Below are 13,467 nucleotides of genomic sequence, written 5' to 3'. Positions count from 1 at the left end.
TCATCATTGGGATTCAGAATAAAGTTCTGAGTATCCACCCACGAACCTCGCATTGCGCGATGGGTAATAACGATAAGTAGCGTGCTTAACGATGAGTAAAGTATTTACACTGAATTCCGACTTTAAACCGGCAGGCGATCAGCCTGAGGCCATTCGTCGTTTAAAAGAGGGTCTGGAAGACGGGTTAGCGCACCAAACGCTGCTCGGGGTAACGGGCTCAGGTAAGACGTTCACGATCGCCAATGTGATTGCCGACCTCAATCGGCCGACGATGATGCTGGCACCAAATAAAACGCTGGCAGCCCAGCTGTACGGCGAAATGAAAGAATTCTTTCCCGATAATGCCGTCGAGTACTTTGTCTCGTATTACGATTATTATCAGCCAGAGGCCTACGTTCCCAGCTCGGACACCTTTATCGAAAAAGATGCATCGGTTAACGAACATATCGAACAGATGCGTCTTTCCGCGACAAAAGCGCTGCTGGAGCGACGCGATGTCATCGTCGTGGCCTCGGTATCCGCGATCTATGGTCTGGGCGATCCCGATCTCTATCTGAAAATGATGCTGCATCTGACGCAAGGGATGCTGATTGACCAGCGGGCTATTTTGCGGCGTCTGGCCGAATTGCAGTATGCCCGTAACGATCAGGCGTTTCAGCGCGGTACGTTCCGCGTGCGCGGTGAGGTGATCGATATCTTCCCTGCGGAATCTGATGAAATTGCGCTGCGCGTTGAACTGTTCGATGAAGAAGTGGAACGGCTGTCGCTGTTTGACCCGCTGACGGGTCACGTTCTCCAAACGGTGCCGCGCTATACCATCTATCCCAAAACGCACTACGTCACGCCGCGTGAGCGTATTTTGCAGGCGATGGAAGACATCAAGGTTGAACTGGCCGACCGTAAAAAGGTGCTGCTGGCTAATGACAAACTGGTGGAAGAGCAGCGGTTGAGTCAGCGCACTCAGTTTGACCTGGAGATGATGAACGAACTGGGTTACTGCTCCGGTATCGAAAACTACTCACGCTACCTTTCCGGTCGTGGTCCCGGTGAGCCGCCACCGACGCTGTTTGACTATCTGCCTGCGGACGGGCTGCTGGTTATTGATGAATCCCACGTTACTGTGCCCCAGATCGGCGGTATGTATCGTGGCGACCGCGCGCGTAAAGAGACGCTGGTTGAATACGGTTTCCGGCTGCCTTCAGCGCTGGATAACCGACCGATGAAATTTGAAGAGTTTGAAGCGCTGGCTCCACAGACAATTTACGTGTCTGCGACGCCGGGTAACTATGAACTGGAAAAATCGGGCGGTGAAGTGATCGATCAGGTGGTGCGCCCCACTGGGTTGCTCGATCCGATCATCGAAGTACGACCTGTTGCGACACAGGTGGATGACCTGCTTTCCGAAATTCGTCTGCGTGCCGCGATTAATGAGCGGGTACTGGTGACCACACTGACCAAGCGCATGGCGGAAGACCTGACGGAATATCTGGAAGAACACGGCGAGCGGGTACGTTATCTGCACTCGGATATCGACACCGTCGAGCGAGTGGAAATCATTCGTGATTTACGTCTTGGCGAGTTCGATGTGCTGGTTGGGATCAACCTGCTGCGTGAAGGGCTGGATATGCCAGAAGTGTCGCTGGTGGCGATTCTGGATGCCGATAAAGAGGGTTTCCTACGCTCTGAACGTTCCCTGATCCAGACGATTGGCCGCGCAGCGCGTAATCTGAGTGGTAAAGCTATTCTCTATGGCGACAGGATTACGGCGTCGATGGCGAAAGCGATTGGTGAAACGGAGCGCCGCCGCGAGAAGCAGGAAGCCTACAACACCGAGCACGGCATTGTGCCGCAGGGCATCAATAAGAAGATTTCCGATATTCTGCAACTGGGTCGGCCGACGAACAAAGGCAAAGGGCGTGGCAATCGCAAAGCGGCGGAGCCAGCAGCACGCTATGAACTGATGACGCCGAAGGCGCTGGAGCTGAAAATCCGCGAGCTGGAAAGCAAAATGTTGACGCACGCACAGAACCTTGAATTTGAAGAGGCTGCCGCCCTGCGCGATGAAGTGCAGGCACTGCGCGCACAATTTATCGCTGTATCCTAACGATGCAAGCGCTCACTGAGGATCAATGATGGATCAGACTATACCGGGTGTTGAGGTGCTTTTTGTGGCAGGTTTTGGGCCGATTGTGAAATCCCTTTCTGCCAGCCATGCGCTCTATGTTGATACGCTGAAGTTGCCATTGAAGCCCGTTGCGGAAGGGAGCGACTATCTGGTGAGCGATGAAATGGAGGGCGTGAAGCATTTCGCGCTGTGGCCGCTCTCACAGGCTAGCGAGTCCTGTTTCGGGCACGAAAGTTGGCCTGCGGATCTTCCTGAACCGCAAAGCTGGCTGGAGTTCGAAGTGGCTGACATGGTGGAGGCGACCAGCACGCTGAAAGCGCAAGGCTATGCGTTGCTGGTGGAAAACCGTCTTGAGCCTTGGGGACAGCAGGTCACGCGTTTCCTGAGTCCCGAAGGCATTCTGATTGGTGTGACTTATACGCCATGGCTGCGGGATTGAGATCCCAGCAGCTGTAGCGCACGTTCGATGGCCTGACGCAGTAACTCACGGTCATGATGGTGGGGAACATCTTCTGCGGCCAGCGTCTGCTGCACGACCAGACGATCGCCGATCTGGCTGATATCGACTTTTGGACCGACAATCGCGACATCAACCACGGGTTTCCCTACCTTGTGTTCAATCCAGGATAGCTTCTCCACCAGCGTCAGGCGGGCTGCGGGGTTGCTCTGCTCATTGCCCAGATTGCCGATGTACACCATAGGGGCGGGCGTGCGGCGGAGTGCCTGTGTCAGATCCTCCAGCAACAGCAGCGGCATCAGGCTGGTCAGAAAGCTGCCGGGACCAATCAAAATCAGGTCGGCTTTTGCGATGGCATCAATCGCCTCGCGCGTGGCCTGCACCGTTGGATACAGCATCAAATCCTGCGGCAAGGCTGCCAACTGATCGATCTCGACTTCACCATAAACGGGGTTGCCCTGTTCATCAATCGCCATCAAATCGACAGGATGCTCGGACATCGGAATTAAAAACGCGTCTACCTTGAGCAGGTTGCGAATCAGATTGATAGCTTCCAGCGGACGCACGCTCAGGTGGTCGAGCGCTTTTAGCATTAGATTACCCAGATTGTGTCCGGCAAGTTCACCGTTACCGTTAAACCGGTACTCAAACATTGCGGATGCCACGCTGGGCGTTGTAATCAGTTGATTCAGGCAGTTGCGGGTGTCGCCCCAGGCAATGCCGCCTTCAGAACGACGGATGCGGCCCGTTGAACCGCCGTTATCTGTCGTCGTGACAATGCCGGTTAGCCGTGAACCCAGGGAAGAGAGCGAAGACATCACACGACCTAAACCGTGCCCGCCTCCGAGTGCGACAACCCTGTCGAGGTCGGCCAACGTGCGATTGCGCATAGAAAACCTTATGGATGAGCCAGAGTAATATGAATAACGTGTATACCCGTCATACTTCAAGTTGCATGTGCGTTGGCTGCGCTACTCGGCACACTTACGTGTACCTCGCCCCGTTGGGGCCGCTGCAAGCAGCGTTCAAACCTGCCTCTGGCAGATTTGTCAGTCACCCGAATCACTTACCTGAGTAAGCTCATCGGGATTCCTTTTCTTGCCGCGTTACAAGGCTTATAAATAAGCCTCGCCCTAGCGGGCCAACGCTCTGCGTTGTTCAAACGTTAACGTTTGTCCTGAAACTCGAATTATTTAGGGTATAAGAATTGTCGCTAAGGTAGCTGATTTCACCTTAAAACGCGAAAAATCCTCACGCAGGCATGACCTGAGACAATTTCTGTCGCGTATTTTTCCGTATGCTGTGCACCATAAGATATTGAAAATTCGATATATATTTAATTATATACCGATTTTGAGAGTGGTTGACTGTGCTTTTTCGCAGTAGACTGCTAAATGAAATCACGATTCTTGAGCGGTTATCTCGCGGCTGTTTAACGGATAACTGATAGGAATCAAACTCCTAGCCTTGGTGCCTAAGTGATGCGCTTGTTGCGCGTGATACGGTGCCTTGGCCGTGGCCTTCGCGGTCACCAGGGTGCGAGGCAGAAATGCCTGCATCTCCCGTATTTGGAAAGGTGTTTATGGTGAGTCAACTGACTGATGCGTTTGCGCGCAAGTTCTACTATTTGCGTCTGTCTATTACAGACGTCTGCAATTTTCGCTGTACCTACTGTCTGCCGGATGGCTATCAGGCCAATGGTACGAATCCACATCGCTTTTTATCACTCGATGAAATTCGTCGTGTCAGCCGCGCCTTTGCCGAATTAGGGACGGAAAAAGTCCGCCTCACCGGTGGTGAACCGTCTTTACGCCGTGACTTTGTCGATATCATTGCGGCAATCCGTGAAAACCCCGCTATCCGCACGCTGGCGGTAACCACCAACGGCTACCGTTTGGCTCGCGACGTTGCTCAATGGCGAGATGCAGGCCTGACGGCGCTGAATGTCAGCGTCGACAGCCTTGATGCACGCCAGTTTCATGCGATTACCGGGCAGGATAAATTCCGGCAGGTGATGGACGGCATTGATGCGGCCTTTGACTGTGGCTTTGCCAAGGTCAAAGTCAACACGGTGCTGATGCGCGATGTTAACGCCGGCAGCCTGCAAACTTTCCTCGACTGGATTAAACACCGCCCGATTCAACTACGCTTTATTGAACTGATGGAAACGGGGGAAGGGGGCGACGTGTTCCGCCGTCACCACGTTTCCGGTGAGGTGATCCGCCAGCAACTACTGCAACAAGGCTGGCAGCAGCAGCAACGTGCACGCAGCGACGGCCCGGCTCAGGTGTTCAGCCATCCCGACTATCAGGGAGAAATCGGGCTGATTATGCCGTATGAGAAAGATTTCTGCCTGAGCTGCAACCGCCTGCGAGTCTCTGCCATAGGGAATCTTCATCTGTGTCTCTTTGGCGAACAGGGCATTCCGCTGCGTGATTTGCTGGTCGACGATCGTCACCTCGATGATTTGAAAATGCGTATCTCGGGCGGGCTATCGGCGAAAAAGCAGACCCATTTCCTGCATGAAGGGAATAGTGGCATCACGCAAAACCTGTCATTTATCGGCGGCTAATCCGCGACATCACTGATTCTTAAAGGAGCCTGACATGAGCAAAGTCAGCAGCGAATTCGTTTCTCTCAATCTTGCGGTTCTAACCGTGTCCGAACGTCGTACGGCGGAAGATGACACCTCTGGCGACTATCTGCGCGAAGCGGCGCAGTCCTCAGGACATCGCATTGTCGACAGCGCCATCGTGAAAGAAAATCTGTACCAGATTCGGGCACAGATCTCGGCGTGGATTGCCAGCGATGAGGTGCAAGGCATTTTGATTAATGGCGGGACGGGCTTTACGGCTGGGGATGTGGTGCCGGAAGCCATCGGCGTCTTGTTCGATCGGGAAATCGAAGGCTTCGGCGAGCTGTTTCGCATGGTGTCGTACGAAGATATTGGCACGGCGACGCTGCAATCCCGCGCGCTTGCCGGTCTGGCTAACCAGACGGTAATTTTCGCTATGCCGGGTTCGACTCGCGCCTGTCGAACCGCATGGGAACGCATCATTCAGGAACAGCTGGATGCGCGCCAGAAGCCGTGCAATTTTTACCCGCACGTGAAAAAATCCTCTTAATGGTAAGCCTTATTCACTATGTCATCACTTAAGCCACAATTGACCCACATTAACGCCGCTGGCGAAGCCGCGATGGTAGATGTTTCCGCCAAAGTTGAAACCGTGCGTGAAGCCCGCGCGGAAGCTTTCGTTGAAATGGCACCGCAGACGCTGGCGATGATTATCGCTGGCAGTCACCACAAGGGCGACGTGTTCGCCACCGCGCGCATCGCTGGGATTCAGGCGGCGAAACGCACCTGGGAACTGATTCCGCTTTGTCATCCGCTGTTGCTGAGCAAAGTTGCTGTCGAGCTGGAAGCGCAGCCGGAGCACAATCGGGTTCGGATAGAATCCGTGTGTCGCCTGACAGGGAAAACCGGCGTAGAGATGGAAGCGCTGACGGCGGCTTCTGTTGCTGCGCTGACCATCTATGACATGTGCAAGGCCGTGCAGAAAGACATGGTGATTGGTCCGGTGCGTCTGCTGGCGAAAAGCGGCGGCAAATCCGGCGACTTTACGGCGGAGGGAGCATGATCAAGATTCTGTTTTTTGCACAAGTCCGTGAACTGATCGAGACAGACAGCCTGTCGTTGCCTGCCGAGTATGCCACCGTAGAGGACGTCCGACAGGCGCTATGTCAACGCGGCGCGCGCTGGGCGCTGGCGCTGGAAGCGGGCAAGTTGCTGGCTGCGGTGAACCAGTCGCTGGTTGAGCTCACGCACCCGTTACAGGACGGCGATGAAGTTGCATTTTTCCCACCGGTAACGGGAGGTTGATCGTGGCGGACACGCGTATTCTGGTTGGCGAAGAGAACTTCAATGTAGGGGATGAATATCAGTGGCTGGCGCAGTGCGATGAGGACGGCGCGGTGGTGACGTTCACCGGTAAGGTGCGTAATCACAATCTGGCGAAAAACGTTAGCGCGTTGACGCTGGAACATTACCCCGGCATGACGGAAAAGGCGCTGGCGGAGATTGTTGAGCTGGCACGCGAGCGCTGGGAACTGCCGCGTGTAAGTGTGATTCATCGGGTGGGCGCACTCTATCCGGGGGATGAAATTGTGTTCGTTGGCGTCAGCGCCGCTCACCGCAGCGCGGCGTTTGATGCCGCCCAATTCATCATGGATTACCTGAAAACCCGCGCGCCATTCTGGAAGCGAGAAGCGACGCCGGAAGGTGAGCGCTGGGTGGAATCACGCGACAGTGATAAACAGGCCGCGCAGCGCTGGTAGTCCATTTCTGTGTTAGGATAAAAGGATGGTGGGGAGAGAATATTCCGTCTCGATCCCCCAATCAGGCGGTTCGCGCCGCGTTAATCAGATAACTTCATGCAAAGGTAACATCATGGACAGATATCCACGCTCGGGTTCAATTGTTGAGCGCTCGCAGTCTGGTCTCCAGGCCTATATGGCACAGGTTTATGGCTGGATGACCTGCGGTCTGCTGCTGACGGCGTTCGTCTCCTGGTACGCAGCGAATACGCCTGCCGTACTGAATTTTGTTTTCTCCAGCCAGATCACGTTCTTCGGCCTGATCATTGCCCAATTGGGGCTGGTCTTTGTGATTTCCGGCATGGTGCAGCGCCTGAGCGGCACGGTCGCCACGTCGCTGTTTATGCTTTATTCCGCGCTGACGGGGCTAACGCTCTCCAGCATTTTCATCATGTACTCCGGTGAATCCATCGCCAGCACCTTTGTGATTACGGCGGGGATGTTCGGAGCGATGAGCCTGTACGGCTACACCACGAAGCGTGATTTGAGCGGCTTTGGCAGCATGCTGTTCATGGCGCTGATCGGGATTGTTCTGGCTTCGCTGGTGAACCTGTGGCTGAAAAGCGAAGCGCTGATGTGGGCAGTAACCTATATCGGTGTGGTGGTGTTTGTCGGCTTGACCGCCTATGACACCCAGAAGCTGAAAAACATCGGCGAGCAGCTGTCCGTTGATGACAAAGACAGCTTCCGTAAATACTCCATCGTGGGCGCATTGACGCTGTACCTCGACTTCATCAACCTGTTCCTGATGCTGCTGCGTATTTTCGGCAATCGTCGTTAAGGACAGCGCGATAATTTAAATGCTTCACTGCTTTATGTTAATCAGTGCAAAGGTTTCGGGCGTGTCAAACACCGTGTTTTTTGTGCCTCATCACACGCCCGACAAGGAGCGCTCAGTTGCCGCAGCTCCTTGACCTATGGCTCTATGGCGTTAATTGTGCCGCTACGCGGTGCCTTCGGCGCTCATGAACGCTGTTCGTGCCGCCAGTGACGCGTTTACTCGCCCCATAAATGGGGCTCACCCTTCGGGCCAGCACAAGTGCTGTTCAAAAACGGCTATTGCGTTTTTGTCCGACGCGGCACTGGCTTTCGCGGCGTCCTGCCGCTCACACATGCGGTCATGTCACCTCAGCACAATTTTTTACGCCTCTCTGGTTATGTGCTTCCCTTACCTGTCTGCTATTAAGCAATATTCCGTCTAAAAATGGCGTAGGCTGCCGAGCCAGTGGTTAGCGTGATGATAAACAGCGGCCATAGACTGCCCCAGATGATGCTGAAGTCCGCATCCTTGAGGTAAATCTGCTTGGTGATGTCGGTGAAGTGACGAATCGGGTTAATCCAGGTGATGTGCTGCAACCAGATCGGCATATTCTCAACCGGTGACACATAGCCGGAAAGCAGAATAGCGGGCATCAGGAAGACGAACACGCCGATAAACGCCTGCTGCTGCGTTGAACAGAGCGAGGAAATCAGCAGGCCAAAGCCCACTAGCGACAGGCCATAGATCAGCATCGTGGTGTAAAACAGCAGCAGCGATCCGGCGAAAGGGATATGGAAAATCAATATGCCCGCCAGCAGCACGATCGTAGCCTGAAACGTGGCGACAATCAGCGCGGGGATGGCTTTGCCAATAAAGATCTGGCTGGTGGACAGCGGTGAAACCAGCAGCTGTTCCAACGTACCCTGTTCCCGCTCACGTGCTACGGAAAGCGCGGTGACAATCAGCACGCCGATAGTGGCGATCATGGCAATCAGTGATGGCACCACGAACCATTTATAGTCCAGATTCGGGTTATACCAGTGGCGTACCACCAGCTCGCTGTTGTTTGGATTTGAATGGTTCTGAGTGGCGGCGTTTTGAGCCGGTCTGGCCGCCAGCAATGCTAACTGATAATCCAGTACGATGTGCTGCACGTCGTTGGCGGCGATCTGCGCGCTGTTTGAGCGCCTGCCATCCAGAATAAGTTGGATCGATGTACTGTTCCCGCTGGCGATATCGCGCGAGAACTGCGGGGGGAAGCGCAGGATGAGAAGCGCGTGCTGGTTATCCAGCGTCGGAGCAATATCCTGCGAGTGATGTAGCATCAGCACGTTAGAAAAGGATTTTGCCTTGGCAAAGCGCTGCGTCAGCTCTATGGCATGCGGCCCGTTGTCCTCGCTGTAAATCGCAATAGTCGCATTGGTCACGTCGAGCGTTGCGGCGAAAGGGAACAGGGAAACCTGAAGAATGACGGGCAACACCAGAATGGAGCGTGTTTGCGGATCGCGCAGCAGCGATTGCAGTTCCTTGATAATCAATGTCCACAGACGATGTAGCATAGTGGCTCCCTAATCCAGCCTGCGCCGGGTTTGCCAGGCCGTCAGGCCAATAAAGACCATCGCGGAGAGAATCAGAAACAGCAGGTTAGTCATCAGCACCGTACCGATATTTCCCGCGAGAAACAGCGTTTGCAGCGTGCTGACAAAATAACGTGCCGGGATGAGGTACGACACGCCGCGGACAAATTCCGGCATGCTGTCGATTTCAAAAATAAAGCCGGACAGCATGATAGCTGGCAGAAATGCAGCATTCAGCGCCACCATTGCGGCGTTGAACTGGTTGCGGGTGAGGGTGGAGATCAGCAGCCCCATGCCCAGCGTGCTGGCAAGAAACAGGCTGCTGATAACAAACAGCAAAATCAACGAACCGCGATAGGGCACCTGCATGATGAAGGTTGACACCAGAATACACAGCGTCATAGCGATCATCCCAAGGAAGTAATAAGGGATAAGTTTGGACAGCAGCAGCTCGGCACGGGTGACCTGCGTAGAGAGCAGCGCCTCCATCGTCCCACGCTCCCATTCACGGGCGATCACCAGCGAGGTGAGAATCGCGCCAATCACCGTCATGATGATGGTAATCGCACCGGGAATGATGAAATGCTGGCTGATGGCGGCCGGATTAAACCAGTAGCGCGATTGCACTTCGATAAGCTGCTCGAAGGTATCACCGCGATCTTCCGCCCGCTGCTGTTGCCAAAGTAGCCAGATGCCTTCCGCATACCCCTGCACAAAATTCGCCGTGTTGGGTTCGCTGCCGTCGGTGATGACCTGGATCGGCGCGCGATCGCCCGGCCGCGCCAGCCGTTCGGCAAAGTCCGTGGGGATGACGATCAGTCCGCGAATACTGCCGGCCTGCATCTGTTGAATCAGATGCTGACGATTATTGCTGATGGTCGGCGCGATAAACGACGAGGCTGCGAAGGCATTCGCCAGATCGCGTGCGTCTTCGCTCTGTTGCTCCATCAGGATACCGACGTGCAGGCGGCTGGAATCCAGATTGATACCGTAGCCAAAGATAAACAGCAACAGCAGCGGAATGACGAATGCAATCAGCCCGCTGCTGGGATCGCGCAAGATTTGGCGTGTCTCTTTCAGGCACAGCGCCCGCAGGCGACGCGTGGAAAAGTGCGTGCTGCCGCGCTGGTTCGTTTTATCCTGCTCAGATCTATTCTGTTCAACCATGTTCCGCCTCCCCGTCGTACGCCTGAATCAGCGCGATAAAGGCTTCCTCCATCGTCGGCGATGGTGTCTGTGTGCTGGCCGCCTGATGCTTCAACTCGTCCGGCGTACCGCTGGCGATCAGCTTGCCGTGATACACCAGTCCGATGCGGTCGCAGTATTCGGCTTCGTCCATGAAGTGCGTGGTGACCATCACTGTGACGCCACGATTGACCATGCCGTTGATGTGTATCCAGAACTCGCGTCGGGTGAGCGGATCGACGCCGGAGGTGGGTTCGTCGAGAAACAGAATATCGGGTTCGTGCATCAGCGCGCAGGCCAGCGCCAGCCGCTGCTTGAACCCCAACGGCAAGGCATCTGGCGTTTGGCGATAAATCGGCTGGAAGTTGAAGGCGTCGGTCATTCCGGCCATTTTATCGCGCTGCGCCTTGCCCTTAAGCCCATAGACGCCGGAAAAAAATCGCAGATTCTGTTCGACGGTCAGATTGCCGTAGAGCGAGAACTTTTGCGCCATATAACCCAAATGCTGACGGGCTTTACCGGAGCTGGTTTTCAGATCCATATCGAGCACCAGCGCTTTGCCGTCAGTCGGCACCAGCAGGCCGCACATCATCTTGAAGGTGGTCGATTTTCCCGCACCGTTTGGGCCGAGCAGGCCGAAGATTTCTCCTCGCTTCACCTGAAAACTGACGTGGTCGGTTGCAGCAAAATCACCAAATTTTTTCGTCAGCGCCTGGGCTTCAATCACCGTTTCACCGCCGCTGACGTCAATCTGCGGCATGATGCTCGCTAGCGATGAATCACTGGCCGGGCCGCCGCCCAACAGGTCGATAAAGGCATCTTCAAAGCGCGGATCGGTGTCGTGCAGGCTGCCAGCTTCCAGATGCAAGGCGGAGAGCAGCGATGCCCGATCCGCATCGGGCTTTAGCATCAGCCTAACGTACTGCCCCTGAATCACACCGTCGCTGACCTGTGGCAGGCGCAGCGCTTCCTGCAATACATCCCGATGTCGGCGATCGCCAGTATCCATCAAGATACAGCGTCCCGTCATGCGTGCGGTCAGATCGCGCGGCGCACCGCGATACAGCAGTTCGCCCTCGTTTAGCAGCAGCACATCCCGACACTGCTCCGCCTCATCGAGGTAAGACGTACTCCACAGGATCAACATGCCGTCGTCGGCCAGTTCGTGCACCATGTGCCACAGTTCACGACGAGAGATCGGGTCGACGCCCACGCCCGGTTCATCCAGCAGAAGCACCTTAGGTTGCCCCAGCAGCGTACAGGCCAGCCCCAACTTTTGTTTCATACCGCCAGACAGTTTGCCTGCCAGCCTGTCGGTAAAGCGGGTCAGGTCGGTAAATGACAGCAAGCGATCAAAGGTTTCTTTGCGCACATCGCCGGTGATACCGCGCAAATCGGCATACAGCGTCAGGTTTTCCATCACCGTCAGATCTTCATACAGACCGAATTTTTGCGGCATATAGCCCAAAATGGCATGGAGCTGACGATCCTCTTCGATGGGATCCAGATTTGCCACGCGCAGCGTACCGTGGCTGGGCGTTAATAATCCTGCCAGCATGCGCAGCAGGGTGGTTTTCCCTGCGCCGTCGGGGCCAACTAATCCGGTAACCGCACCGCTGCTTATCTCGGCAGTAAGGCTGGCGAGCGCGGGCTTTTCCTGTCCGGCGAAGCGTTTTTCCAGCCCGTCCAACGTAATCTGCGTGGAAGCATTAGTCATGACGAACGGGTTCGTTGGCGCGATTGGCATCTCCTATGTGCGCATCCTCAAAACGCAGCGTGACCGGCATCCCTTGCCGTAATCCATCATCGGGATCGGTAACGATAATGCGCAGTCGGTAAACGAGATCGGTGCGGAGATCTTCCGTTTCGACGCTTTTCGGCGTGAATTCGGCGCTGGGTGAGACAAAACCGACTTTACCTCGATAGGGCTGGCTGGGGCGGCCATCGGTGTAAATCAGCATTTGACTACCGGGCACGACGCGGCCGAGATCTTTCTCGCTCACGTAGGCGCGAACCCAAACCGGGCGAGTGAGGGAGAGGGTGAAAACGGTACTGCCCGGTGCCAGCATACTGCCTTTTTCGGCGGCGCGAGTGAGGATCACGCCGGGAGACGGCGCAAGCAGTTCGGCGTCCTGCTTATTCAGTTCCGCCTGAGCCAGTCCGGCTTCGGCCTGTGCCACCGCTGCCTGCGCAGCGGCAATTTCCTGCGGTCGGTTACCGCTTTCGAACTGGCTCAGCTTGTCTTTCGCCGCCTGTAGTGTTGCAAGCGCTTGATTGCGCGTCGTTCTGGCGTCGTCCAGCATGTTGGCGGAAATGGCGCGTTTGTCCCACAGCCCTTGCTGACGCTGGTAGAAGCTGTTGGCGTAATCATAGGCCGCCTGACTCTGGACAACCTGAGATCGCACCTGCGCGATCTCTTCCTGCCGGTAGCCTTCCTGCGCAAGCTGAAGCTGTGCTTGCGCGCTGGCGAGGTTCGCCTGTGCCTGATTTTGTGCATTCAGGTAAGGCGCGGCATCGAGCGTTGCCAGCGGTTGGCCGGCCTGCACGGCATCGCCCTCATCTACGTTCAGCTCGGCCACTCTGCCGCCGACGCGAAAGGCCAGATTGACGGTGCGGATATCGATATTGCCGTAGAGTGTGAGCGGTTTTTCCTGCTGCTGATGGTGGTGATAAAAGCCGTAACCCGCGCCGAGCAGGATAAGGACGAGGGAGGCGAACGCCAGTTTTCTCTTGTTCATCACGCATGGTTCCTTGTTTATCACGCATAGTTACTTGTTTGTCAGCGGTGTGCTTGTCGGCGGTAGCGATCCCGCAGGCCGTTAAGAGGGCAGTCGTCTCTTATTTCTGAAGGTTATTAATCATATGACGGGTTACAGGGGTTTATAGCGATTTAGAGTGATCTAGATCACAAAAATGCGTTACATCTGGTCGAGATTTTTGCGCAATACCGATGTTATCTGGCGTAACGCCTTTATTTTGTTAAAAAATG

General features: G+C 55.2%; 13 protein-coding genes and 1 riboswitch. Of the genes, 8 read left to right on the top strand and 5 right to left on the bottom strand.

The window, feature by feature from the left end:
• Nucleotides 1-91 precede the first annotated feature (91 nt).
• Nucleotides 92-2,104 carry an excinuclease ABC subunit UvrB gene (gene uvrB, locus EO763_RS13950; RefSeq protein ID WP_103162972.1) on the top strand — a complete coding sequence of 671 codons (2,013 nt, stop codon included), beginning with the start codon at nt 92-94 and terminating at the stop codon, nt 2,102-2,104.
• Nucleotides 2,105-2,132: 28 nt separating this feature from the next.
• Nucleotides 2,133-2,564 (top strand): VOC family protein, encoded by a 432-nt coding sequence (locus tag EO763_RS13945; RefSeq protein ID WP_161530400.1) that lies wholly within the window; start codon nt 2,133-2,135, stop codon nt 2,562-2,564.
• Here the strand turns inward: EO763_RS13945 and yvcK are convergent.
• Nucleotides 2,540-3,472 (bottom strand): uridine diphosphate-N-acetylglucosamine-binding protein YvcK, encoded by a 933-nt coding sequence (yvcK, locus tag EO763_RS13940; protein WP_161529305.1) that lies wholly within the window; start codon nt 3,470-3,472, stop codon nt 2,540-2,542. The two genes, EO763_RS13945 and yvcK, sit on opposite strands and share 25 nt — an antisense overlap.
• 556 nt (nt 3,473-4,028) lie before the next feature.
• Nucleotides 4,029-4,177, top strand: a riboswitch (molybdenum cofactor riboswitch).
• Between yvcK and moaA the strand changes: the two genes are divergently transcribed.
• The 6 genes from moaA (at nt 4,165) to EO763_RS13910 (ending at nt 7,737) form a co-directional block, all read left to right on the top strand.
• Nucleotides 4,165-5,154, top strand: a complete 990-nt coding sequence (gene moaA, locus EO763_RS13935) for a GTP 3',8-cyclase MoaA (protein ID WP_161529304.1) — start codon at nt 4,165-4,167, stop codon at nt 5,152-5,154. It overlaps the preceding riboswitch by 13 nt.
• Nucleotides 5,155-5,188: 34 nt before the next feature.
• Nucleotides 5,189-5,707 (top strand): molybdenum cofactor biosynthesis protein B, encoded by a 519-nt coding sequence (gene moaB / locus EO763_RS13930; RefSeq protein WP_161529303.1) that lies wholly within the window; start codon nt 5,189-5,191, stop codon nt 5,705-5,707.
• Nucleotides 5,708-5,725: 18 nt separating this feature from the next.
• Nucleotides 5,726-6,220: a cyclic pyranopterin monophosphate synthase MoaC gene (gene moaC / locus EO763_RS13925; RefSeq protein WP_039512529.1), complete on the top strand. Its 495-nt coding sequence runs from the start codon at nt 5,726-5,728 to the stop codon at nt 6,218-6,220.
• Nucleotides 6,217-6,462, top strand: coding sequence for a molybdopterin synthase sulfur carrier subunit (moaD, locus tag EO763_RS13920; RefSeq protein ID WP_102118715.1), 246 nt, complete (start codon nt 6,217-6,219; stop codon nt 6,460-6,462). Before moaC ends, moaD begins: the two co-directional genes overlap by 4 nt.
• Before the next feature lie 2 nt (nt 6,463-6,464).
• Nucleotides 6,465-6,917 (top strand): molybdopterin synthase catalytic subunit MoaE, encoded by a 453-nt coding sequence (moaE, locus tag EO763_RS13915; RefSeq protein WP_010297660.1) that lies wholly within the window; start codon nt 6,465-6,467, stop codon nt 6,915-6,917.
• A gap of 112 nt (nt 6,918-7,029) precedes the next feature.
• Complete coding sequence (locus tag EO763_RS13910) at nt 7,030-7,737, top strand: Bax inhibitor-1/YccA family protein (protein WP_010297658.1); 708 nt, start codon at nt 7,030-7,032, stop codon at nt 7,735-7,737.
• Nucleotides 7,738-8,138: 401 nt separating this feature from the next.
• On the opposite strand, the gene EO763_RS13905 is transcribed toward EO763_RS13910, so the two are convergent.
• From EO763_RS13905 to hlyD, 4 genes are read right to left on the bottom strand one after another with little or no spacing between them, the layout of a single operon-like run.
• Complete coding sequence (locus EO763_RS13905) at nt 8,139-9,275, bottom strand: ABC transporter permease (protein ID WP_161529302.1); 1,137 nt, start codon at nt 9,273-9,275, stop codon at nt 8,139-8,141.
• 9 nt (nt 9,276-9,284) lie between these two features.
• Nucleotides 9,285-10,460, bottom strand: coding sequence for an ABC transporter permease (locus tag EO763_RS13900; protein WP_161529301.1), 1,176 nt, complete (start codon nt 10,458-10,460; stop codon nt 9,285-9,287).
• On the bottom strand, nt 10,453-12,195 hold the full coding sequence (locus EO763_RS13895; RefSeq protein WP_161529300.1) for an ATP-binding cassette domain-containing protein: 1,743 nt from the start codon (nt 12,193-12,195) through the stop codon (nt 10,453-10,455). The genes EO763_RS13900 and EO763_RS13895 overlap by 8 nt, the downstream gene beginning before the upstream one ends.
• Nucleotides 12,188-13,216 (bottom strand): secretion protein HlyD, encoded by a 1,029-nt coding sequence (gene hlyD / locus EO763_RS13890; protein WP_161529299.1) that lies wholly within the window; start codon nt 13,214-13,216, stop codon nt 12,188-12,190. The genes EO763_RS13895 and hlyD overlap by 8 nt, the downstream gene beginning before the upstream one ends.
• Nucleotides 13,217-13,467: the final 251 nt, after the last annotated feature.

The organism is Pectobacterium odoriferum, assembly GCF_009931295.1.
In the GTDB taxonomy this organism is placed as follows: domain Bacteria; phylum Pseudomonadota; class Gammaproteobacteria; order Enterobacterales; family Enterobacteriaceae; genus Pectobacterium; species Pectobacterium odoriferum.
This window is presented reverse-complemented; position numbering and strand designations above follow the sequence as displayed.